This window comes from Amycolatopsis nivea (assembly GCF_004522235.1).
Classification (GTDB): Bacteria; Actinomycetota; Actinomycetes; order Mycobacteriales; family Pseudonocardiaceae; genus Amycolatopsis; species Amycolatopsis nivea.
The window spans coordinates 52,727-75,247 of sequence record NZ_SDLT01000030.1; the positions used below are offsets into that span (position 1 = coordinate 52,727).

Consider the following 22,521-nt stretch of genomic DNA (forward strand, 5'->3'; position numbering starts at 1 on the left):
CCGCGTCAGGTCATCCGGCCGAGCACCGGCCGCTTTCTCGGCGGCGCTACCGCATAAGCCTCGGAGGACAGGTAGACGGTGATTCCGGAGCCGAACTCGCCCATTCTCAGCGACACGTGCGCGATCAGCCCGACGCCGTCGCGCAGCGGCCTTTCCGAAACCGCTGCCAGCGCTTTGTCCAGTTGTGTCGGGTCGAAGTCGTATTGCGCGAGAATGGCGTGCACGCGCGCGCGGGCCACCTCGTCGTCGGGCACGTAACTCCGAATCGGGAGGTAAAGACTGTAGTTTCCCGGGGTGCCGCCCATGCCCTCGACAAATGAATAACTGGAAACCAGCGGGCGACCTTCGAACGGACCTTTTCCGCCGCCGAGGACGGCGAGGAACTCCCGGATCAGCATCGGGTCCGTGCCCGGCACCAGCTCCGCCGCGCGCACCGCGTCCTCGGTCTCGGCGGCGTCGTGCGAGACGTAGACCTTGACCCGGGACAGCGGGTCGTCGTCGAGGTCGAGCGCGAAGAAGGTGAAGTTGTCGCGCTCGCCGCGGCGCAGCGCGTGCTCGACCACCGGGTCGAACGCCTCGCCGAGATTCAGCCGCCGGAACCCCTCGCTGACCAGGGAATCCGCCATGGTCGACCCGCTGATCTGCGGGTTCAGGTACACCTTGATCTTCGGCGCGGCGCCGTTGCGGAAGATCAGCGAGTACCAAAGCGTGAACGGCCCGCGGCGCTCCTCGTGCGGGAGGAAGAGGTCGGCCACCGCGTCGAGCCGGTCGGTGACCAGGCCGTATTCGCCCGCCACCTGAGCGAGGAAGGAGCGCGGGTCCGGAGCCCCGACGGTCTCGCCGAGAACCCGTACCACACATTCGCCATTGGCGTCGAATGCGACCGAGAATTCCACCGGCGTAGTGTCGTCCGCCACATTGCACGGGAACTGCGCCGGAGCGTCGACGGTCATTTCCCCGGACTCCCCGAGCAACAACCGGAGAAGTTCCAGGTGACGGCGTTCTTCGGGATCGAATCCCACTGCCCGGCACAGCCGGTCGAGTTGACCACCGGCGTGGCTGTACATCGACAACTCGACCATCGGCACACTCGCTCCGACCATGGCGCTGTATTCACCGTTTCATTAGTGCGTCCGGCCCCGCGAAGCATCCGCTGTTCGGTGGAGCGGGCGTTCACGGGCCGCCGAGAAGATTAATCCCCGGAATGCCGATCACGATACCTCTGACGGAGCGACAACACCGTCCGGAAACCGTGCCTGAGTGTGCTGATCAACACCGGAATTCACCTGAATTCCGCATCGACAGGAACGGATTCTGCGGCTACCCGCCCCCGCCATGTGGTCTAGCCCACTGCTGCGCGCGGACGGTGTCCCGTGCACCCGATGCGACGGGATGGCGCCGAAAATTGTCGGTGGCGGGTGAGACGCTCGTCTCATGACAACGACCCCGAAGCATCTGTCCAAGGTGGCCGAAAGCGACCGCCCGCCCATCCCCCGCGTCGCCGACGAACGCTCGACGCTGCTGGCCTATCTGGAGTGGCACCGCGAAACCCTGGCGCTGAAGTGCGCGGGCCTGAGCCAGGAAGCCGTGTCGGCGCGCGCGGTGCCGCCGTCCACAATGTCGCTCCACGGCCTGGTCCGGCACCTGGCGGGCTGCGAACGATGGTGGTTCCGCATCCAGTTCGCCGGCGAGGACGTCCCGCTGCTGCACTACTCGGACGACGACCCGAACCAGGACTTCGACCGCCTGGACGGGGATTTCGACGAGGCACTGGCTTTGTGGCGCGAGGAGTGCGCCCGGAGCCGGGAGATCGTGGCAGGGGCTTCGTCGCTGGACGCGCAGGGGGTCGGGAAGACCACGGGAGAGCCGTTCTCGCTGCGGTGGATGCTGCTGTCGATGATCGCGGAGTATGCGCGGCACAACGGGCACGCGGACTTGCTGCGGGAGGTGACTGACGGAGCCACTGGCCGGTGAAGGTGACGCTTGGTGTTTCGGCCACGTCTGATTAGGAGTGAGGCGGCGACATGGCCTGGAGCTTGGCTCGAGTCCAGAGTGGAGGCGGCCCTATGAGGTCACGGCTTGCTCGCGGGTGAGCGGCGACCGTTCGGACAGCGCTTTCGCCGACGACTTCGGCTGAGTCGTGGCGGCATCCGGCTGTTCGTGCGCGGCCAGTTGTGGCTGCGTCGCGCCTTCGACGCCTAGCCGTGCGCACGTCACGCGCTTCGGCCGAGTCGCTCGCCCCGACACCAGCCGCCGCCTTCGGCTGGGGCGCGCCGCCGACGCCCAGTAGTTCGCGCGCTGTGCGCTTCGGCCGAGTCACGCGTCGACATTCAGCCGTCCACACGCGGCCAACTTTGGCTGGGTGGCACCGTCGACGGTGAATCGTCCACGCGCAGTGCGCTCCAGCCAAGTCACGCGTCGACATTCAGCCGTCCACACGCGGCCAACTTTGGCTGGGTGGCACCGTCGACGGTGAATCGTCCACGCGCAGTGCGCTCCAGCCAAGTCACGCGTCGACATTCAGCCGTCCACACGCGGCCAACTTTGGCTGGGTGGCACCGTCGACGGTGAATCGTCCACGCGCAGTGCGCTCCAGCCAAGTCACGCGTCGACATTCAGCCGTCCACACGCGGCCGACAGTGGCTAGGCGGCGCCGTCGAGGCCAATCGTCCACGCGCCGACACCCAGCCATGCGCTCGCCGCCACCTCGGTTGAGTCGCGCAGCCGACGCCCAGCCGTCCGCACGCCGCGTGCGTCGGTCGAGTCGCACTGCGACACCGAGCCGTGCTTGCTGCCGCCTGTGGCTAGGTCGCGCCGTCCGCATCCGGCCGTCGCGCGCCAGTGGTCGGCGGCAGTGCGATTGCCGTCGGAGCTGGTCAGCGAAAGCCCGTCCTGCCACCACCCGTGCTGCGAGCGGTCAGCGGCCACCCCTCCCGAAATCACCCGGCGTGCGATGCTGGACCACATGACCGCCGATCCTGATTCCGGCCTGCTCTCCCCGGTGCGCGCCGGAACCCCGGCCGAAGCGGGGACCGGTGACCGGGCCTTCGCCGCCGCCATGTTGGACGCGGAGGCAGCGCTCGCACGGGCGCAGGCGCGGCTCGGCACGGTCCCGTCCGAGGCAGCCGAGCGCATCGCCGCGGCCGCCCGGGCGCTGGGCGAGGGCGAACTCGACGTCGTCCAACTGGCTCGCGACGCGCGTGCGACCGGAAACCCCGTGGTCAGCTTGGTGCGCACGCTGTCCGCCAAAGTCCCGGACGATGCCGATTACGTACATCGCGGCTCGACCAGTCAAGACATTGTCGACACGGCGATGATGGTGGTCGCGCGCGACGTTCTGCGGCTGATCACCGCGGACCTCACGTCGATCGCGGACACGCTCGCCAAGCTGGCACGTACGCACCGCGAGACGGTCATGCCCGGACGCACCCTCACCGCCCACGCGGTTCCGACGACGTTCGGCCTGAAAGCAGCGATCTGGCGGCAAGGCGTCCAGGAATCCGCACGCCGAATCGCTGAGCTCCGATTACCGGTCTCGCTTGGTGGCGCGGCAGGAACGTTGGCCGCGTATGTCCAGTACGGCGACGGCACCGCCGACTATGCGGAACGGTTGGTCGCCGCCTTCGCCGAGGAAACCGGTTTGACCGCACCAATTTTGCCCTGGCACGCGGATCGCGCGCCGGTAGCCGAACTGGTGTCCGCATTGGCTGGCGTGACGACGGCGTTGGGCAAAATCGCGGTCGACGTTCAGGTCCTCGCCCGCACCGAGATCGGCGAAGCGACCGAGGCGACCGGCGGCGGGTCCTCGGCGATGCCGCACAAGCAAAACCCGGTGCAGTCGGCGTTGATCCGGTCGGCGGCGCTGCAAGTACCGGTGTTGGCGGCGGGAGTTACGCAGTCCGGCCTGGCGGAGGACGAGCGTTCGGCGGGGGTCTGGCAGGCCGAGTGGCAGTTGCTGCGCGAGTGTCTGCGCCTGACCGGCGGAGCCGCCCATACGGCCGTGGATTTGGTTCGAGGGCTGGACATTCGCGCGGACCGCATGCAGAAGAACCTCGCGCTGACCAACGGGTTGATCGTCTCGGAACGACTGTCGGCCGCGCTGGCGCCGAAGCTGGGCAAGGCCCGCGCGAAAGACTTGCTGGGCACTGCTTCCCGGCGCGCGATTGAGGAAAACCGTCCGCTGTCGGAGATTCTGGCGGACACGCCGGAGATCACCAGCGCCGTCGACGCAACAACGCTGGCCGGTCTGCTAGACCCGGCGCAGTACCTCGGGGCGGCACGGCGGTTGGTGGATCGGGCGCTGGAAGACCCCACGGAATAAGCCGGGATCGCTGCCGGAAATGCCCGGCAAACGATCCCGGTTACTCCACTGTGGACTGACTAGTGGGCCAAGCCATGCCCGCCGGGCTCGTGTCGACGAGGCTGGACAGCCGGGTCGACGTCGACGGGTTCCTCGTCCTCCGGAAGCAGAACCCCGTGCCGTGCCGGAAGAACCGCGGTCAGCAGGCCCAGGACGGCGATGCCGAGGTGCAGCCAGTTGTCCGCGTCGCCGAGGTTCAGCGGGTTGCCGAGGCCGGACACCGGATTGACCGAGATCATCCCGGTCAGCATCAGACCCCAGACGAACAGCGCGCCGTAGCCGATGAAGAGCAGCCAGCCGAACGTCCGCGCGCGGCCGGAACCCAAAGCGAGCAGCAGGCCGATCACGCCGGTCACGACGTGGACGACGTTGTTCAGCGGATTGGCGGAAAACCGCCACAAAGTGACACCGTGTCCGGTGAAATCCCCGAACCCGGACTTCACGAGCCCGATGATGCCGTAGGCGAGAAACAGGACTCCGAGCAGAACGGCCAGCACCTGGGCGGGCTGCAGCCCTTCCACCCGAACGCGGGCTCGATGCGCACGAACCATGACTCCAGTCCTTCCCGTACCGAGATGACGGTGGGTCAACCCTGAAGGAATACCCCCGCCGAAACCGGGCCGAAACCCGAATCCGGCCGTCCCGGACGCGCCGCCGGGCAAGATCGGGGCTGGTGAGGCTGCTGAGCCACGCGGTGACCCCGTGGGGCACCGGCTCAGACGAGCGCGGCGACCAGCAGGGCGAAGGCGGCGATGATGATCGCGACTCGCGCATAGTGGTAGCGGTCCCACCGGCTCATCTGCTCTTTCCAGTCCGCGGGCCGGTTCTCCGCCGTCCACGTCTTGCCGCGGTTGTTGATCGGGACGAGCAGCAGGATCGACATCAGCACGCTCACCACCAGCAGTCCGGCCCCGATCACGACAAGGCTGGTGCCCGGCCGGCCCCACGCGGCGATCGCCCAGATCGCGCTCAGGACGAGCGAACCGATGTACCAGAACGGCATGAGGGCGCCGAGCATCCGGCCGCCGTGGGAGCGGCCTTGCTGATTGCTGTCGTCCGGGAGCCCGTTGAGGATCGCGTTGATGACGAAGGCGACGGAAAACTCGACCCCCACCATCACGCCGACGACCACGATGGTGCAGACCGCGAGTGCGTTGAGCATGATGACCTTCCCAAAATCTAGCGTTGCTAGCTGATGAGGCGATGCTAGTACTACTGCCGCTCGGTTGTCTAGCAGTGCTAGACTCAGCTCATGTCGGTCCACACACGCAAACAGCGCGAACAGGCGGAACGCGAGCGCCTCATCGTCGCGACGGCCCGTGAGCTCGCCGAGCAGCAGGGCTGGGACGCGGTCACCACCCGCAGGCTCGCCGAGCGCATCGAGTACAGCCAGCCCGTTCTCTACAGCCACTTCCGCGGCAAGCGCGAGATCATCGGCGCGGTCGCGCTCGAAGGAGCCGCCGAACTGGCGGCTGCGGTGCGGGCGGCAACCCTCGGCGTGACCGATCCGCGCGCCCGGGTCACCGCCCTCGCCCGCGCGTACCTCGACTTCGCCGAGCACCACCCGGCGGTCTACGACGCCATCTTCCAGCTCGACGGCGGCCTCGCGTTCGCGCAGGACGACACCCCGGAGCAGCTGAAAGACGCCTTCGCCGCCCTGCTGGAAACCCTCGGCGAGGTCGCCGGGGACGGCGTCGCACCGGGTCTGTTCACCGAGTTGTTCTGGGCGTCCCTGCACGGGATCGCGACGCTGACCCGAGCGGGACGGCAGCCGCGGGAGTTTGCCGAACAGCGCATCGGCCTGCTGGTGGAACGCCTCGTCGTGGTCTGATCCACCGCTGCTTGCCCGCAGCACGCCCGAGCGTCACGCGTACTGGCCGGTACCGAGAGCCATCCCACAAAGCCGCCCCATTCGGCGAACCCTGATCACTCGATCGGGGAACTCGGGGCATGCGCAGGGCGAACACGTTCCTTTTGCTCGGTCTCGTTCTCGGTGCGGTCATCGCGTTTCTGGCCACCGAGGCCGAGCCGTACCGGCAGGTGATCACGGCCGCCGGACCGACGGACGGGCCGGGCGTCATCTCGCCTGCCTCCGACTCGGGCACCCCCGGCCCGAAGCGGAGCACCGGCAGCTCCGCGCCCCAGCAAGGCGCGGATCTCAACACCGAACTCCCCGCGCTCGTCCCGCAAGGGCACGTCAGCGTGGTCGTCTACGACCGCACCACAGGGACGACCCCGGTCTCCCTCGACGCGCACCGGCACTACACCTCCGCGTCCCTCGTGAAGCTGCTCATCGCCCTCGACGCACTCGACCGCGGCAGCAGTCCGGGAACCGTGCGGGAAATGCTCTCCCGCAGCGACGACGACACCGCCAGCCAGCTGTGGGTCGCGGGCGGCGAGACGAGGATCGTCCACGAAGCGGTGACCGAAATGGGCCTCGCTGAAACGAGGCCGCCCAAGGCACCGGGACGCTGGGGCGACACCGAAATCACCGCCGCCGACATCACGCGTGTCTACCGCTACCTGATGGACCGGGCACCGGCTGAGCACCGCACGACGATTCTCCAGGCCCTCGGCGAGGCCACCGAAAACGGAGCCGACGGCTTCCGTCAGTACTTCGGCATCCCGGACGCTCTCGGCGACGTGCGCTGGGCGGTCAAACAAGGCTGGTCCTGCTGCAACCCCGGGCGCATCCTGCACACCTCAGGCCTGGTCAAGGACAACCGCTACATCGTCGTCGTCCTCACCGAGAATCCCCGCACGGTCAGCTACGACGACGCCGAAACCCAGGTCACCGAAGTGGTCAAGCACCTTCCCGGGATCCGCTGAGCGTCACTGCTCCACCGCGGTCAGCGCGCCCCGCGCGCCCGTGCTCGGCAACGGCCACGGCTTCACCCCGCCGGTCACGTCGGCCCGCTGCCCCGGAGCCGACGGGCCGGGGATCCGCTGCCCGATCCACGTCAGCACGTCCGGCAGCTGCGCCTTGAACGTGTTCATGTTGTGCCCCGCGTCCGGGATCCGCCACGTCGTGAACTGAACCGGCGGCTGCGCGGCGGCGCGCATCTGGTCGACCGCCCGGCTTTCGTTCTGTTCCTTCTCGCCGGAGATCGCGAGCAGTTCCAGCGGGGCCGGATGCTGCCGGAGGGTGATCTTGACATTGTTCGCGTCCTCGATGTCCTTGCGGCCGCGGAAAAGGTTCTCGGTTTCGCCGTCCACTTGCGCCTTTTCGTAGCCGCTCACGCTCGCCGCCTGCGCATACCACTGCGGATGCCGCGTCACGAGGTTCAGCGCGCAATAGCCGCCGGACGACCAGCCCGCGATCGTCCACGCCCGGCGGTCCGGATTGAGGCCGAGTCGCTGGATTCCCCATTCCCGGACGTCCGCGGACAAATAGGTGTCGTTGGGACTTCCGTTGACCTCGTCGACGCATTCGGTGTCGTGGCCGATTTTCGGCGTTCCGGTCGGGTCCGGGATCAGCACGATCACCGGCGGCAGGAGATGCTTCGAAATCGCCGCGTCAAGCTGTTCGGGCAGGTGGTACCCGATCGGGGCGGTGGTGACCTCGGGGCCGGACGGGTAGTTCGGGATCCAGATGATCGCCGGGAACCGCATCGCCTTGTACGGATGCTGGAAGTATTGCGGCGGAAGGTAAACCGTCACGTCGCGGGTCAGGCCGGTGCGCCGCCCGGTCACCGTCACGTGCGCGATGGTCCCCTTGCCGACCCGCGCGTGCGCCACCCCGAGGTCGCGCGCCCGGCCGAGGTCGACGCCGTTGTCGCCGCCCTCGACGTCGATGCCCTCGGCGGCGAACGCGCCGGTCCCGAGCAGCGAGCCGAGCGTCGGGAAGAATCCGCCGATCATGTTGCCGGTCAAGCCAAGGGTGACGATGACGAGGCACAGCGCGACAACCACCGTCGCACTGCGGCCGATCTGCTTGCGCTTGCGCCATTTGTCCCAAAACCACGGGACCGAGACGACCGCGAGGAGCGCGAGCACGCCGATCACCGCGAGCATGACGGGCGAATCCAACCTGATTGCGCTCAGGTGCACGGGAAACCTCCAGGACCGATCGCGCGCCCGAAAGGCGGGACCCGCTGCTCTAGATACGTTTGAGGGGCCACCCTCGTTGTGATCACGTGACGGCGATCACGCCGGAATGGCCCCGACAAACTCAGCGAAACCTCAGGATTGCCCGTTCGTCCCTGATTAGTTGCCGAATGCGCCGCGCAGCACCGTGATCGCTTGAGTGATCGCCGCTTCCGCCGCGTGCGTTTCACGAAGCGCGTTCACCATCACGAAGTCGTGGATCACGCCCTGGTACCGAACCGCCGTCACCGGCACGCCCGCCTGACGCAGCTTCGCGGCGTACGCCTCGCCTTCGTCGCGAAGGACGTCCGCCTCGCCAGTGATCACGAGCGCCGGCGGCAGTCCGGTCAACTGCTCCACAGTTGCGCGAAGCGGCGAAGCGGTGATCTCGGCACGCTGCGCTTCGTCGGTCGTGTACTGGTCCCAGAACCACTTCATGCCTTCGCGGCTGAGGAAGTAGCCATCGGCGAACTTGGTGTACGACTCGGTGTCGAACGAAGCGTCAGTGACCGGGTAGAACAGCACCTGCTGCAGGAATTTCACGTCACCGCGCTCTTTCGCCATCAGCGTCAGCGCCGCGGTCATGTTTCCGCCGACGGAGTCACCCGCGATCGCGATTCGCGTGGTGTCGAGCCCCTTCTCCGCACCATGCTGGACAACCCACTTCACGGCGGCGTAGTTCTCTTCGATCGCGACGGGGTAGCGGACCTCGGGCGAACGGCTGTATTCCGGGAAAACGACAGCCGCGCCGGTTCCGGCGGCGAGTTCGCGGACGAGCCGCTCGTGGGTGTGGAAATCGCCGAAGACCCAGCCAGCCCCGTGGATGTAGACGAGCACCGGCAAGTCCCCGGTGACGCCCCGCGGCTTGACGATCCGGACCTCGACGTCGCCGTTCGGTCCGCCCGGGACGGTCAGCGTCTCGATGTCGGCCGGGGCGAGTTCGACGTCGCCGTCCTGGACGCCGTCGACCGCCTTGCGGCCCTCGGCGGGCGGGAGCTGGAACAGGTACGGAGGCTGGTCGGTGGCCTCGGCGAACGCCTGGGCGGCCGGTTCGAGGACGAGGTTCTGCGGGTTCGCGGTCATGGCTTCCTCCGGTAGCGGATCGGTCGGACCGCACAAATATAGCTCTCAACTTAGTTGTGCACAACTCAATGTTGCTCAATGAGATCTAGAGCACTTGAGTTGCCCTCGCGGGCCAGCCGAGAGAGGATGGAGAGCTGGCAGGAGAAACTCGCGGGAGGCGACCGATGACCAGCCCAGACGCCGGGGAAACCGGCTCGCTGCTGCTTGACGACCAGCTGTGCTTCGGCCTGTACTCGGCCTCCCGGGCGGTCACCGCGCTCTACCGCGCGCTGCTGGAACCGCTCGACCTCACGTATCCGCAGTACCTGGTGATGCTCGCGCTGTGGCAGCAGGACGAGCAGCAGGTCAAGGAACTCGGCTCCGCGCTGAACCTCGACTCCGGCACGCTGTCTCCGCTGCTCAAGCGGCTGGAGAAGGCCGGGCTGATCAAGCGCGAACGCCAGTCCGACGACGAGCGCTCGGTCCGCATCCGGCTGACCGGGCAGGGATCCGCCTTGCGCGCCAAGGCGGAACGGATCCCGCCGCACGTCGGAGCGGCGATGAACCTGGACAACGCCGAACTGGGCCGGATGCGCGCCGCGATGGACCAGCTGACGGCGTCGGTCAACGCCTACCGGGAGTCCTACCGGCCGAGCTGACCCGGGCGCCATGGTTAGCATGAGCGCCAGGGCGAGCGTGAGGACGGCGATGAGCACACAGGACGAAGCACTGCGCGCGGTGGAAGCCAGTCTGGACCGGCCGTCGGCGGCCCGTGTCTACGACTACTTCATCGGCGGCACCACCAACTACGCGATCGACCGGATGTTCGCCGAGAAGGTGCGCGAACGGCTGCCGCTGATGGGCGAGTACTGCCGCACCAGCAGGCAGTTCCTCGGCCGCGCGGTGCGCCAGTGCGTGCGCGAGGGCATCCGGCAGTTCGTCGACATCGGCTCCGGCCTGCCCACCGCGGGCAACGTGCACGAGGTGGCCGACGACGAACGCCCCGAGCACGACACTTCCGTGCTGTACCTGGACAACGAGCCGGTAGCGCTCGCGCATTCGCAGGTGCTGCTCGCCGACACCGCGGACGAGGACCGGCACCAGGCGATGGCCGCCGACCTCCTGCAGCCCGCCGAATTGTGGGACCGGGTCGCCGATTCGCACGTGATCGACGTCCGGCAGCCGGTGGCGCTGATCGTGAACGCGGTGCTGCACTTCATCAAGGACGAGCAGGACCCGGACGGCATCCTCGAGTTCTACCGCAAGCAGCTCGCGCCGGGCTCGTTGCTCGTTCTTTCCCAGATGACCAACGAAAACCCGGTGGACGACAACGAACGCCAGGCGCTGGTCGACATCATCAAGTACTACGAGTCGACGACGAACCCGGGCATCCTGCGCACGAAGGCGGAGTTCGAGCGTTTCTTCGGCGGCTGGCCGCTGCTCGAACCGGGCCTGGTGTACGCGCCGGCGTGGCATCCGGACGCCGACACGGTGTTCGCGAAGGCGCCGTCGGAGTCGCGCGTGATCGGCGGCGTGGCCCGCAAACCGCAGGCCTGACAGGGTTTTCCCACCCGGCCTCCACCCCCGGGTGGAGGCGCGGGACGGCCCCGGCCCGGCACTGTGGTCCCCGTGCCGAACACCTTCGACAACATCCTGATCGGCCTGGTCGTCCTGACCTGGCTGATCTGGCGACAACTGCAAGCCCGCCGCGCCGACCGCCCGCCGGTAGTCCTGCTCGTCATCAGCGCGCTGGGTGCCGCCTCACTCGGGTTCGCCATCGCGACAACCACCCCGACCTCAACGGCGATCCTGTTGCTAGCCACCAGTTTCGTGGCAGCTGGCGGCTTCGGCGTAGCCCGCGGATACACCATGCGAATCTGGCGCTCCGACGGAACCCTGTGGCGGCAAGGCAATTGGCTGACCGCCGCCCTGTGGTTGATTTCCTTCGGCATCCACTTAGGACTAGACTTCGCCGTCGACGCAGTCAATTCCACCCGCGGTCTCGGCAGCGCTTCAATCTTGCTCTACCTCGCCGTTTCCCTTGCCGCCCAACGACTGACGGTCCGCTCCCGTAGTCACGAGGCCCTGCGCAAGCCTTCCAACGCCGCGTAAACCGCGTCCCGCCCCAACTCCACCGCACGCCGCAAGACGGCCGGATCACGTTCCAGCACCACAACATCCGGCGCACCAGCGGGCGGCCGCACACTCACCAGCCGCGGGTCTTCCCGCAACTGGCGCTCGTCCTCCAGATCCCGGTGATACTGCGTCCGCCAAGCATCGATGGTGCCCGGCGCGTGCCTCCGGAGGAACCGGGGCACCACCACATCCTGTACCCGCGGCGGAGGCACCGGATGCTCGTCCTCGCGCCGGGTCCGCAACACCAGCACGTCCGTCGCCCCCTGCGCGAGCGCGGTACGAAACGGCAACGGCTCGGCGATCCCCGCGTCCACGAACCGCCGCCCACCCATCGCAATCGGCGGCCCGGCCAACACCGGCATGCACGACGACGCCGCGAGCGCTGTCTTGATCCCGTCGACGTCCTCGATGAACGGATGCAGATCAGTCGACTCGCCAGTGTCGGCGTCGGTGGCGAGCGGATGGAATTCGACCGGATTCGCCAGTATCGCCGGGAAATCCATCGGTTCGAGCACCGAGTAGACCTGGTGCACGAGATACTCGAGATCGATCACCGCCCGGCCGCGCAAGGTGTGCAGCGGATTGATGATCCGCCGCATGACGGCCGGATTCCACCACGTCCGCACGCCAGTCCGGGAGCGGCCGCACAATAGCCACGCCGCGTTGAGCGCACCGGCGGAGGCACCGTAGACGTCGTCGAACGCGGTGGTAGCCCCAAGTTCGTCGAGCGCGAGCACCATCCCGCTGGAGTACGTGCCGCGACTGCTGCCCCCTTCGACGGCAAGCGCAAGCCGGCGGCCGTCTGTTCGCTGCCCGGGCACGCTGCCTTCGGCGATTCGGGTGGTGAGCAGTTCTAGGACCGGGTGCACTCCTCCATCTTGATCCTTTCCCTGGCTTGGATCGACCCGATTTGCCCTGTCCCCGCGGGCGGCCTGACTTGTGCTGCGGTCATGCGGGTCTCTCGCTCGCGGCAATCTCGCACTGGTCCCGGCACCACCGATTCGTGATCATCAAGACCGGTGATTCTGTCACCGTCTGCAGACAACCGTGATACTGTCCGTATTGTTCGGTGAGGAAGCTGGGGAGGCTTTCGTGACTGATGACGGCGTCGAGCGCGTCAGACACCTGCCCGCGAACATGCAGGGTCCGTTGGTGCCGGGGTACAAGTACGTCCGGGACAAAACGCCGGAGCAGGTGGCGAAGGAAGCCGCCGATGCACAGGCGAAGGCCAATGAGGGCATGTCCACCGGTGGTGGCGGGTATCGGCTGACTCCGGAGCTGCTCAAGGAGATCGTCACCGAGATCGACGACATCCTCGACTGGATTCAACTCGACCCTCGCCAGCAGGCTCGAGCCTTGACTTCTTTCGTGCCAATGGGTGATGAAGTCGCCAGCATCGCTTATGTGCAAGACGCCAACGCGGCAGGTCGGTCGTACAACAACTATCTCAACAGCGTGGTGGCCGAACTCCAGCGTCAGAAGGACGCGTTTCAACAGGCCCTGGATACTTACCAAAAGCAAGAGCACCAGGCAACGGATCACCTGAAAGGCGTCAACCCCTCGCGATGAATAGCCGCTACGCCGCCACGTTCACGTTCGCGCTCGCCGCAGTCCTGCTCAGCGGTTGTTCCGGCGAGCCTGGCAACGCAACTCCCACGGCGCCTCCCCCTTCCAGTTCTGCGGGACCCCAGTTCGGTGCGCCATCAGTGCCCGCACCACTCGACGCGACGCCGCTGGAAAAGGACCCCTGCGCCGCGATGAACGCGGACCAGGTCACGAGCCTGGGCGCTCCGTTTAAGAACACAGCCCCTCAACCCGACGGCGCGACCGGACCGACTTGTGGCTGGCGCTTCGCTACGGACGATGGACCTTCCTCTGTAGGCGGAACCGTGGTAACCAAGGATCCGAGCCACAGTGGCCTTAGCGGCATCTACGGCCAGCAGAAGGCTGGTGCATTAACCAAGTTCGAGCCCTTCACTGTGGCGGGCTACCCGGGTGTCATCTACGACCCGGCTAGCAATTCTCCGGCAGGGCTCTGCACGATGACCGTCGGACTGCGCAATGACCTCACCTACGTCATCAACGTCAACCTCGACAGTCTCAAGAAGCCTTTCGCCGACAGCTGCGAAGTCGGTAAAAAGGTAGCCGGATACGTGATCCAATACCTCCAGAAGGGAGGCCATTGATGCCGGACGGCTACACCGGCGCGGATGTCTACGCCCGGATGCACCGCTACGGCGGCAACACCGCCTCCCTCGATTCTGGCCAGCAGGCGGCCGAAGCGCTTAAATCCGCCCACGAGGAGCTCGTGACGCGGATTGCCCGGCTGCAAGGCAAGATGGACGCTTCCTGGGAGGGCGACGCAGCGGGCAAGGCCAAGGCTGGGCTCACCCCGCTGCTGGAAACCTCTCAGCAGGCGTCGGAGGACCTCGGCCGCAGCGCTCAATCCCTCACCGCGCAGAATGGCGGCTTTCACAGCACGCTCAACAAGCTCACTCCGATGGACGCCAATCGTCCCGATACCAACGATTTGGCCAGCTACAGTCCGTTCGGCGCGAGTGATTCGGAAAAATCCGCGGCAAGGTGGGATGACGCCGACAAAAACAATAAAGAAGCCTACGGGACTTACGTCGCCACAACGAACGGGAATCGCAATTCTTCGGCCAAGGATTATCCGGTTTTGAATGCCGCTCCGGCCGGGATCGCGGTCGGTTCCGCGCCGAGCGTCGGCGGGACGTCCGGCCCGACTGGCGGAACCGGAAGCAGCGGCGGGTACAGCGGGGGCTTCCACGGCGGCGGACACACGCCTGACCCCAGCGGCGGGTACGCACCCAGCCCCAGCGGCGGGTACCCGCCCAGCCCCAGCGGCGGACACCCGTCCAGCCCCAGCGGCAGCATCCTCGGGTCCAGCCCGGTCAGCAGCTCCGTGCCGCCACCAGCAACCGGCTCCGCTCACCTTCCGGACAGCGGAAGCTCCCCTGCGGAGCACGCCTCAGCACCGGATTCCACCACCACGGCCGGGTACACGCCTAAGGCACCGGTCAGCGACGCGCCTGGGTTCGGCTCCGGACGGCTGCCGACATTCGGACCGGCCACCAGCGGCACGGATTCGACCGGCGGCGGGTTCGGTCTCCCGACTGGCGGATTCGGCGCTCCCGGCGGCAGCGGGGAGAGCAGCGTCGGCGGACGGACCGGCAACGGAGGCAACGTCGGGTCGCGCAGCGGACCGCAGCTTGGCGCAGGGGCGGGAACCGGTACCGGGACCCCAGCGAGCGGCCAGAGCGCGGCGCGTCCCGGCATCGTCGGCGGAACGGGAGCCAAGGGATCGCCGGGAGTGGGCGGCATGGGCGCTGGCGCTGGTAAAGGCAAGGGCACCGAAGACGAGGAGCACCAGCGGAAAGTCACCTACCTCGACGACGACGTCGACGAGTTGTTCGGCGGCTACCCCGACGGAATGCGCCCGACCCCGCCCACCATCGGAGCCTGACGTTGCTCCGGAGCCCCCTGCGGTTTTCCCGTGACAGTTACCAGAATCTGGTCCGCCGGATCGACCGTTCCGACCCGCATCCGACGCTGATCGGCGGCGAGAAGTGGTACCCGCCGGACGAGCAGGTCCAGCAGGACGCGAAAGCGGACGCCGAACTCGCCGCCACCGGCTGGCCGGTCCGCGACTTCGCCGACGTCATCGGGCTCCTGCAACGACCCTCCGTCGACCGTTACTGCTGGGCGCGCATCAACGGCCGCGACGTGACCCTTCAGGCCGCGGCCGCCGGACGGGACGCGATCCTCGCGGTCGCCGACCACGACACGATCACCTTGTTCCCCAGCACCGCGGAATCCGCTGCCCGGGAACTGGTCTCCGCGCTGCCGGGCACTCCGCCCGCGTCGAACCTCCATTCGCTGTCCTGCTCGGAAGCCGACTACAGCGCCGTGCTCGCCGGAAATCCGCCGCCGACCCGCACCAACAGTGCCCGCGACGCACGGCGCGCCGTCGAGTGGATGCAGGCTCCCCGAATCCACGTAGGACGGTTGTACGTCGCGATCCGCCGCGGCACCGAACGCGTCCGCAACGAACACCCGCCCTACTGGATCGACACCGAACAAGGCCGGTTCACCGCCGCGGTCACCGACGGCTGGCTCAGCATCAGCCCCGCTGGCGCCGACGACCTCGCTCGGATGCTGCACGCCATCGAAGCCGGCCTGCGGGCCTGAACCTAGGCAAGCCTCAGGGTGACCTGGATTGCACTCAGTTGCAATGCACCTAGTTGCATATGACACTGTCCGGCATGGCACTGGAGCACGCGATCCTCGTCTCGCTGTCGGAACGCTCCGGCTCGGGTTACGAGCTGGCGCGCCGGTTCGAGAAGTCCATCGGGCTGTTCTGGAGCGCCTCCCACCAGCAGATTTACCGCGTGCTGAAGCGGATGGAGGAGGCCGGTCAGGTCGCGGTCGACATAGTGGTCCAGGACGGGCGGCCGGACAAGAAGGTCTACACCGTCGCCGAAGCGGGCCGGATGGAACTGCGGCGCTGGCTTGCCGAACCGGCACCGCAAGCCGGGCCGCAGGAGTTGGCGGTGAAGTTGCGCGGGGCGTCGTTCGGCGACGCGAATGCCATCGCCGAAGAGATCGTCCGGCACCGCGACGCGCACGCTGAGCGGCTCGACCTGTACCGGCAGATCGAGAAGCGCGACTTCCCCGCCCCGGACCGGCTCCGCGGCCGTTCGCTGCACCAATACCTCGTGCTGCGCGGCGGAATCCGGGTCGAAGAGGGCCAGGTCGAGTGGCTGGAAGAAATCCTGACCGCGTTGCGGGCCGACGAGAAGGACTGACATGACCGAGTACCCGAACCTGCTGTCCCCGCTCGATCTCGGCTTCACGACGCTGCGCAACCGCGTCCTGATGGGCTCGATGCACACCGGTCTGGAGGACCGCGCGTCCCGCTTCCCGCAGCTGGCCGAGTACTACGCCGAACGCGCGCGCGGCGGTGTCGGCCTGATCGTCACCGGCGGGTTCGCGCCGAACCGCACCGGGTGGCTGTTGCCGTTGGCCTCGAAGCTTTCCACGCCCGCCGAGGCGAAACAGCACCAGTTGCTGACCAGCGCGGTGCACGCGGAGGGCGGCAAGATCGCGCTGCAGATCCTGCACGCCGGCCGCTACGCCTACCACCCGCTGAGCGTTTCCGCGTCAAGCCGCAAGGCGCCGATCAACCCGTTCCGTCCACGCGCGCTCACCGCGTACGGCGTGCACCGCACGATTCGCGCGTTCGCCGATTGCGCCGCGCTGGCCCGCGACGCCGGGTACGACGGCGTGGAGATCATGGGCTCCGAGGGCTACCTGATCAACCAGTTCCTCGCCGAACGCACCAACCGGCGCACCGACGCCTGGGGCGGCACCGCGGAGAAGCGCCGCCGGTTCGCGGTCGAGATCGTCCGGCGCACCAGGGAAAAAGTCGGGCCGGACTTCATCATCATCTACCGGCTTTCCATGCTCGACCTCGTCGAAGGCGGACAGAGCTGGGACGACGTCGTCGCGCTCGCCCGCGACGTCGAGGCGGCCGGGGCCACGATCATCAACACCGGCATCGGCTGGCACGAGGCGCGGGTGCCGACGATCGTCACGTCCGTGCCGCGCGGCGCGTTCACCTGGGTCACCGGCAAGCTGAAGCCGCACGTTTCGGTCCCGGTGGTGACCTCGAACCGGATCAACCTGCCGCACGTCGCGGAACAAGCCCTCGCCGACGGGGACGCGGATCTGGTCTCGATGGCCCGTCCGCTGCTCGCCGACCCGGACTGGATCCGCAAGGCCGAAACCGGCCGCACGGACGAGATCAACGCGTGCATCGCCTGCAACCAGGCCTGCCTCGACCACGCGTTCAGCCGGAAACCGGTGTCCTGCATGGTGAATCCCCGGGCCGGGCACGAAACAACCCTGAACCTGCTCCCGACCCGGCGCGCCAAGCGGATCGCCGTCGTCGGTGCCGGGCCGGCCGGGCTCGCAACCGCGACCGCGCTCGGCGAACGCGGCCACGACGTCGAACTGTTCGAGGCCGACGACGAAATCGGCGGCCAGTTCGGGATCGCACAACGGATTCCGGGCAAGGAGGAATTCGCCGAGACCATCCGCTACTACACGCGACGCCTCGAGGTCACCGGTGTGAAGGTGCACCTCGGCACCCGGGCGACCGCCGCGGATCTGACCGGCTTCGACGAGGTCGTGCTGGCCACCGGTGTCACGCCGCGGGTTCCGGTGCTGCCCGGGATCGACCATCCGAAGGTGCTTTCCTACGTCGACGTCGTGCGGCACGGCAAACCCGTCGGCGAGCGGGTCGCGGTGATCGGCGCGGGCGGTATCGGCGTGGACGTCAGCGAATTCCTCACGCACAGTTCGTCGCCCGCGTTGGATCGCGACGCCTGGATGGCCGAATGGGGCGTCACCGACCCCGCGCTCGCGCCCGGCGGACTGGCCAAGCCGAAGCCGGAACCGTCGCCGCGGCAGGTCTACCTGCTGCAGCGCAAGAAGTCGCCGATCGGGGCCGGGCTCGGCAAGACGTCCGGCTGGGTGCACCGCGCCGCACTGCGCGCCAAGGGCGTGGAAAAGATCAGCGGGGTTTCCTACGACCGGATCGACGACGCCGGTCTGCACGTCACGGTCGACGGGAAACCGCGGCTGCTCGAGGTCGACACCGTGGTGGTTTGCGCTGGCCAGGAATCCGTGCGGGAACTCGCCGGTGCGCTCGGCGACGTGCCGGTGCACCTCGTCGGCGGGGCGGACGAGGCACGGGAACTGGACGCCAAACGGGCGATCGACCAGGGCACCCGGCTGGCGGCCGTCCTGTAGCCGCTTGCGCGCACTGGCAGGATGGCCCCGTGCGAGACGTATGCGTGATCGGGCTCGGGCTCATCGGCGGTTCCCTGCTGCGAGCCGCCGCGGCGAGCGGCAGGACCGTCTGGGGAACCACAGTGTCCGAAGTGGACGCTGACGCGGCGAGCCGCGGCGGCTACGACGTCACCACAGACGCCGAAGCCGCACTACAGCGGGCCGCGGCCGCGGACGCGATCGTGGTCATCGCCGTGCCGCTGCCCGCGGTGGAGAACCTGCTGCGACAGGTCGCCCAGCACGCGTCGCACTGCATTCTCACCGACGTGGTCAGCGTGAAGGGCCCGATGCTCGACGCGGTCCGCAGGCGCGCGCCGTACACGCGCTACGTCGGCGGACACCCGATGGCGGGCACGTCGCGCTCCGGCTGGCTCGCCGGCGACACCATGCTCTTCCGCGACGCGGCCTGGGTCGTGGGCGTCGAAGAGGAAACCGACCTGACGGCGTGGGCCGAGGTCACCCGGCTTGTCCTGGACGTCGGCGCGCACGCCGTGCCGCTGCCCGCCGATTCGCACGACGAGACGGTCGCCCGGATCTCGCACCTGCCGCACCTGTTCGCCGCGATCCTCGCCTCGGTCGGTGCACAGGGCGGCCCGCTCGCGATGTCGCTGGCCGCCGGTTCGTTCCGCGACGGGACCCGCGTCGCCGGATCGTCGCCGGACCTGGTGCGCGCGATGACCGAAGGCAACCGCGACGCCCTGCTCCCGATCGTCGACGACGCACTCGGCCGCCTCGGCGCGGCCCGCGGTTCGCTCGCCTCCACCGGCGGCCTCGCCGCGACCATCAACGCAGGTCACGAGGGCGCACTGGCGTTGGAAGCGGCCCGCGACGCGGCGCAGTCCGGCGTCCGCATCGACCTCACCGCCGCCGACGCCCGCGAAGGACTCGTCGCACTCGGCGAACGCGGCGGCCGGATCACCGGACTGGACGGAGCCGTCGCACTCGGCGAAGTGTCTTGACTTGCCTGGAACGCCTGGTGTGTGACGATTGAAGCCTCTCAATCCCAACCCCGGGGAGGCATTCGATGGGCATCAACTTCGACGAGCTCAAGAACAAGGCGACCGAGGCGCTGCGCGAGAACAGCGGCAAGCTCGAGCAGGGTCTCGAGAAGGCGGCTGAATTCGCGAAGTCCAAGGTCAGCGGCCACGACTCGCAGATCGACGGCGGCATCGACAAGGCCAAGGACCTGCTCGGCAAGGTCACTGGCAAGCACGACGAAGGCGGCGAGAAGCCGGAAGACGGCCCCAAGCCCGAGGGCGGCCAGCCCGGCGGACAGCAGTAACGCCTCCGCCTCCAGGTTGGGCCCGGTTGCGCCCCAATGCGGCATTCGGTGCACGAATTAGCCCTGCGGCGCGCAGCGCCTCCGTTGAGGGAGGCGGTGGGGGCAAGGGCGGAGCACCCAATGCGGCATTCGGTGCATCCCACGCACCCAATGCGGCATCGGGGCGCTCTCGCAGGTGCGCAGCTCAGGTGCGCCGGTGGTACGGCAGGAACCGGCGCACCAGCCGCAGCGGGGACCGTTCCACCAGGTCCGGCCCGCGGACCGCGTCGAACGTCGAGCCGAGCTGGTCCACCACTCCGGCGAGGCGCGGGTTGTCCGGCATCGGCACCGAATCCGGGTCCCGCTGCTCGCGGACCGCGGAAGACAGCTCCGCCAGCGCGTCCGTGAGCAGTTCGATGTCCGCTGGCGACGGTGCGGGCGCGCCCTCGCCGATGGTCACGCCGACCTCGGTTACCGCGTCGGTCACCCGCTCCAACCCCGCGATCACCGGCCACCACGCCACCGCCTGCCGTCCCGCCGGCGACGGCTCCACGATCACCTGCTGAAACGCCGTCCGCAGGTCCGCGAGCGCGCGGTACGCCCCGCGCCGGGCCCGCGACCGGGCGAGCCGCGATTCGCTGGTCGAGTTCAGCACCATCGCGGTGCGGACGTACTTGGCGACCGTGTCGAAACTGTCCGCCAGCCGCCCGCCGACGGTCGGCCGCCGCGAACCCGGCCACAGCAGGTAGCCGACGACGAGCACGATCACGCAGCCGATCACGGTGTCGACCAGCCGCGCCAGCACGACGGTCCAGCTGCCCGTGTTCGCGAGGTCCATCTGCAGGATGATCAGCGGCGTCACGAACGTGCCGAGCATCCCGTAGTTGCGCACCTTCCCGACCGCGGCCCCGCCGGCGAACACCGCGATCAGCACCACCAGCACCCAGCCGCGCGCGCCGAACGCGAGCACGACCGCGCCGATCCCGACCCCGGCGACCGTGCCCATCCCGCGCAGCACCGCGCGGCCGAACACCGAGCCGAAGTCCGGTTTCAGCACCACGCCGACGGTGAGCGTGATCCAGTACGACCGCTCGAACGGCACCATCAGCGCCACCACTTCGGCCACCGCGACGCACAGCGTGAGCCGCAGCGTCGCGAGCCAGGTCAGCGGTCCGGAGAGGCCGCTCGCCCACTCGCGCAAGCGGCGCAGCAGCGAGACTTTCTTGCGGCGTTTGCGGTCGTCGAGCTTCCCGATCCGCGCCAGCCCGGCGTATAGCGCGCTGACCACCGCGTCGGCGTTCTCGTCCGGCAGCTCCGGCGCGGGCGGCAGCGGCTGGCTCGCCAGCACCGACGCGGCGACGCGGGTCAGGTAGTCGATCACCTCGTCCGGCGGGCGCTGTCCGGCGTTGACCATCGCCACCGACGCCTCGACCGCGGGTGTCGTCGCGGACAGCCGGTTCAGCAGCCGGCGATACGTCGCGTCTCGACCGGACAGCCACGAGCGCGCGACCAGCAACCGGTCGTACGCCGTGCTCATCGCAGTCGTCAGCTGGTGGCGCGCGACCCGCGAGGTCGGTTCGTCCTCCGCCGACAGCATCGCCGCGAGTTCGATGTAAACCTGCGCGACGGCGGTGCGTTCGGGGCTCGTCGCGCGGAGCGTCCAGGTGCCGAGCGCGACCAGCAGCCCCCAGCCGGCGCCCGCGCAGAAGAAGCCGAAGAGCACTTCGGTGCGTACGCCGGTCGCGTGCTGCGCGGTGCCGAGGACGCAGAAGACGAACATCTGCAGCCCGGCCACCGAAGCGTTGCTGCCCGCGGCGCTGATGAGCGCGGAAATCGCCGCTACGACGACGATCGCCGGGATCGACCAGGCGGGCATGCCGCCGGTCAGCAGGCCGACGAGGTACCCGATCCCAGCCGCGAACGTCGCCCCGCCCAGCCGGCGCGCGCGGTAGCGGTAGGCCCCGGCCGCCTCGGACAGCACGGTCGGGAGCGCGCCGGTGGAGATCAGCGCGCCCACCGCGATGTCGCCCGCGGCGTACGCGACCGCCAGCGGAGTGGCCAGCGCGACCACCGCACGGGCGACCATGTTCCACGGAATGGGAACCGGTTTGGAACGCAGAAGTTGCGTCAGCCAGTGCGGCGCGGCGAAGTCGGGGCGGCTCACCGCACCATCTTGACCTACCGGGGCCGTCCGGGATTGATTTGTCGCACGGTCAACAACGTCTTCAAGGAGCTTTCATGCCGGGTCGCAGGTATTCGTTCGAGGTGAACCGCGTGAGCGCCGCCGCTCCGCCGGTGCTGTTCCGGCTGGAAAGCGACGGGACTCAGTGGTCGACCTGGGCGCGGCCGCTCGTGTGGCAGTCCCGGTGGGCGACCCGCGGCGACGACGGCGGTGTCGATGCTGTCCGGGAAGTCGGATTGTGGCCGGTTCTGCTCCGCGAGAAGACTCTCGAATACGTGCCGGATCGGCGGCACGTCTACACATTCGACGGTTTCAGCCCGGTCCGCGACTATCGTGCGGAGGTGATGTTCACGCCGAACGCCGACGGCGGCACGGACCTCAGGTGGTCGGGTTCGTTCGCCGAACGCATCCCCGGAACGGGGCCGGCAGCCCTCGCCGCGTTGCGCGGTGTGATCGGATTTTTGGCCACACAGCTGGCCAAAGCGGGCAATCAGGCTGCCTGACCGGGTGCGTTGCACCACAACGATCAACGAATGCCGGAGCACAGACGTCATCCCC

25 protein-coding genes are annotated in these 22,521 nt (G+C 68.3%); 16 read left to right on the forward strand and 9 right to left on the reverse strand.

Annotated elements, in window-relative coordinates:
- Nucleotides 1-5: 5 nt before the first annotated feature.
- Nucleotides 6-1,103 carry a tryptophan dimethylallyltransferase family protein gene (locus EIZ44_RS29925; protein ID WP_238603540.1) on the reverse strand — a complete coding sequence of 366 codons (1,098 nt, stop codon included), beginning with the start codon at nt 1,101-1,103 and terminating at the stop codon, nt 6-8.
- Between the two features lie 331 nt (nt 1,104-1,434).
- Here EIZ44_RS29925 and EIZ44_RS29930 point away from each other — a divergent pair, with 331 nt between their 5' ends.
- Nucleotides 1,435-1,974, forward strand: coding sequence for a DinB family protein (locus EIZ44_RS29930; protein ID WP_134663810.1), 540 nt, complete (start codon nt 1,435-1,437; stop codon nt 1,972-1,974).
- A 90-nt stretch (nt 1,975-2,064) separates the two neighbouring features.
- Here EIZ44_RS29930 and EIZ44_RS29935 read toward each other — a convergent pair whose 3' ends face one another.
- Together EIZ44_RS29935 and EIZ44_RS29940 are read right to left on the reverse strand one after the other, a co-directional pair.
- On the reverse strand, nt 2,065-2,247 hold the full coding sequence (locus EIZ44_RS29935; protein WP_134732622.1) for a hypothetical protein: 183 nt from the start codon (nt 2,245-2,247) through the stop codon (nt 2,065-2,067).
- Nucleotides 2,248-2,643: 396 nt separating this feature from the next.
- Entirely contained in the window at nt 2,644-2,967 is a 324-nt protein-coding gene (locus EIZ44_RS29940; protein ID WP_134732623.1) for a hypothetical protein, read from the reverse strand.
- Here EIZ44_RS29940 and pcaB point away from each other — a divergent pair.
- Complete coding sequence (pcaB, locus tag EIZ44_RS29945; protein WP_134732624.1) at nt 2,966-4,321, forward strand: 3-carboxy-cis,cis-muconate cycloisomerase; 1,356 nt, start codon at nt 2,966-2,968, stop codon at nt 4,319-4,321. The genes EIZ44_RS29940 and pcaB overlap by 2 nt on opposite strands.
- Nucleotides 4,322-4,380: 59 nt before the next feature.
- On the opposite strand, the gene EIZ44_RS29950 is transcribed toward pcaB, so the two are convergent.
- Together EIZ44_RS29950 and EIZ44_RS29955 are read right to left on the reverse strand one after the other, a co-directional pair.
- Nucleotides 4,381-4,911: a DUF4383 domain-containing protein gene (locus EIZ44_RS29950; RefSeq protein ID WP_134663819.1), complete on the reverse strand. Its 531-nt coding sequence runs from the start codon at nt 4,909-4,911 to the stop codon at nt 4,381-4,383.
- Nucleotides 4,912-5,075: 164 nt separating this feature from the next.
- Nucleotides 5,076-5,522 (reverse strand): anthrone oxygenase family protein, encoded by a 447-nt coding sequence (locus EIZ44_RS29955; RefSeq protein WP_134732625.1) that lies wholly within the window; start codon nt 5,520-5,522, stop codon nt 5,076-5,078.
- A 90-nt stretch (nt 5,523-5,612) separates the two neighbouring features.
- On the opposite strand from EIZ44_RS29955, the gene EIZ44_RS29960 reads away from it, so the two are divergent.
- Together EIZ44_RS29960 and EIZ44_RS29965 are read left to right on the forward strand one after the other, a co-directional pair.
- Nucleotides 5,613-6,191, forward strand: coding sequence for a TetR/AcrR family transcriptional regulator (locus EIZ44_RS29960; protein ID WP_037807340.1), 579 nt, complete (start codon nt 5,613-5,615; stop codon nt 6,189-6,191).
- A 119-nt stretch (nt 6,192-6,310) separates the two neighbouring features.
- Nucleotides 6,311-7,189, forward strand: coding sequence for a serine hydrolase (locus EIZ44_RS29965; RefSeq protein ID WP_134732626.1), 879 nt, complete (start codon nt 6,311-6,313; stop codon nt 7,187-7,189).
- Between the two features lie 3 nt (nt 7,190-7,192).
- Here the strand turns inward: EIZ44_RS29965 and EIZ44_RS29970 are convergent, their stop codons facing one another.
- Both EIZ44_RS29970 and EIZ44_RS29975 read right to left on the reverse strand, forming a co-directional pair.
- Complete coding sequence (locus tag EIZ44_RS29970; protein WP_134732627.1) at nt 7,193-8,410, reverse strand: alpha/beta hydrolase; 1,218 nt, start codon at nt 8,408-8,410, stop codon at nt 7,193-7,195.
- Between the two features lie 156 nt (nt 8,411-8,566).
- Complete coding sequence (locus tag EIZ44_RS29975) at nt 8,567-9,529, reverse strand: alpha/beta hydrolase (RefSeq protein WP_134732628.1); 963 nt, start codon at nt 9,527-9,529, stop codon at nt 8,567-8,569.
- Between the two features lie 164 nt (nt 9,530-9,693).
- On the opposite strand from EIZ44_RS29975, the gene EIZ44_RS29980 reads away from it, so the two are divergent.
- The 3 genes from EIZ44_RS29980 to EIZ44_RS29990 all read left to right on the forward strand — a co-directional run bounded on the left by EIZ44_RS29980 (nt 9,694) and on the right by EIZ44_RS29990 (nt 11,620).
- Entirely contained in the window at nt 9,694-10,167 is a 474-nt protein-coding gene (locus EIZ44_RS29980) for a MarR family winged helix-turn-helix transcriptional regulator (RefSeq protein ID WP_037807333.1), read from the forward strand.
- Between the two features lie 49 nt (nt 10,168-10,216).
- On the forward strand, nt 10,217-11,065 hold the full coding sequence (locus EIZ44_RS29985) for an SAM-dependent methyltransferase (protein ID WP_037807331.1): 849 nt from the start codon (nt 10,217-10,219) through the stop codon (nt 11,063-11,065).
- 72 nt (nt 11,066-11,137) lie between these two features.
- On the forward strand, nt 11,138-11,620 hold the full coding sequence (locus tag EIZ44_RS29990) for a hypothetical protein (RefSeq protein WP_134732629.1): 483 nt from the start codon (nt 11,138-11,140) through the stop codon (nt 11,618-11,620).
- Here the strand turns inward: EIZ44_RS29990 and EIZ44_RS29995 are convergent.
- The gene (locus EIZ44_RS29995; RefSeq protein ID WP_134732630.1) at nt 11,584-12,513 is read right to left on the reverse strand and encodes a patatin-like phospholipase family protein; all 930 of its coding nucleotides are present in this window, start codon (nt 12,511-12,513) and stop codon (nt 11,584-11,586) included. The two genes, EIZ44_RS29990 and EIZ44_RS29995, sit on opposite strands and share 37 nt — an antisense overlap.
- Before the next feature lie 223 nt (nt 12,514-12,736).
- On the opposite strand from EIZ44_RS29995, the gene EIZ44_RS30000 reads away from it, so the two are divergent.
- From EIZ44_RS30000 to EIZ44_RS30035, 8 genes are all read left to right on the forward strand, one after another.
- Nucleotides 12,737-13,213, forward strand: coding sequence for a PE domain-containing protein (locus tag EIZ44_RS30000; protein WP_134732631.1), 477 nt, complete (start codon nt 12,737-12,739; stop codon nt 13,211-13,213).
- Nucleotides 13,210-13,830: a DUF3558 domain-containing protein gene (locus EIZ44_RS30005; protein ID WP_134732632.1), complete on the forward strand. Its 621-nt coding sequence runs from the start codon at nt 13,210-13,212 to the stop codon at nt 13,828-13,830. Before EIZ44_RS30000 ends, EIZ44_RS30005 begins: the two co-directional genes overlap by 4 nt.
- A complete protein-coding gene (locus EIZ44_RS44895) occupies nt 13,830-15,131 on the forward strand; it encodes a WXG100 family type VII secretion target (protein WP_167754320.1) in 1,302 nt (433 codons plus the stop codon). The genes EIZ44_RS30005 and EIZ44_RS44895 overlap by 1 nt, the downstream gene beginning before the upstream one ends.
- Before the next feature lie 2 nt (nt 15,132-15,133).
- A complete protein-coding gene (locus tag EIZ44_RS30015; RefSeq protein WP_167754321.1) occupies nt 15,134-15,856 on the forward strand; it encodes an ESX secretion-associated protein EspG in 723 nt (240 codons plus the stop codon).
- A 74-nt stretch (nt 15,857-15,930) separates the two neighbouring features.
- Entirely contained in the window at nt 15,931-16,473 is a 543-nt protein-coding gene (locus tag EIZ44_RS30020; protein WP_043837983.1) for a PadR family transcriptional regulator, read from the forward strand.
- A 1-nt stretch (nt 16,474) separates the two neighbouring features.
- Nucleotides 16,475-18,481, forward strand: a complete 2,007-nt coding sequence (locus EIZ44_RS30025) for an NADPH-dependent 2,4-dienoyl-CoA reductase (RefSeq protein WP_134732635.1) — start codon at nt 16,475-16,477, stop codon at nt 18,479-18,481.
- Nucleotides 18,482-18,510: 29 nt separating this feature from the next.
- Nucleotides 18,511-19,479 (forward strand): prephenate dehydrogenase, encoded by a 969-nt coding sequence (locus EIZ44_RS30030; RefSeq protein ID WP_078870234.1) that lies wholly within the window; start codon nt 18,511-18,513, stop codon nt 19,477-19,479.
- Between the two features lie 65 nt (nt 19,480-19,544).
- The gene (locus tag EIZ44_RS30035; RefSeq protein ID WP_037807317.1) at nt 19,545-19,802 is read left to right on the forward strand and encodes an antitoxin; all 258 of its coding nucleotides are present in this window, start codon (nt 19,545-19,547) and stop codon (nt 19,800-19,802) included.
- A 184-nt stretch (nt 19,803-19,986) separates the two neighbouring features.
- Here EIZ44_RS30035 and EIZ44_RS30040 read toward each other — a convergent pair whose 3' ends face one another.
- Nucleotides 19,987-21,945 carry an FUSC family protein gene (locus tag EIZ44_RS30040; protein ID WP_134732636.1) on the reverse strand — a complete coding sequence of 653 codons (1,959 nt, stop codon included), beginning with the start codon at nt 21,943-21,945 and terminating at the stop codon, nt 19,987-19,989.
- A 74-nt stretch (nt 21,946-22,019) separates the two neighbouring features.
- Here EIZ44_RS30040 and EIZ44_RS30045 point away from each other — a divergent pair, with 74 nt between their 5' ends.
- Nucleotides 22,020-22,466 carry an SRPBCC family protein gene (locus EIZ44_RS30045; RefSeq protein WP_134663844.1) on the forward strand — a complete coding sequence of 149 codons (447 nt, stop codon included), beginning with the start codon at nt 22,020-22,022 and terminating at the stop codon, nt 22,464-22,466.
- Nucleotides 22,467-22,521 lie beyond the last annotated feature (55 nt).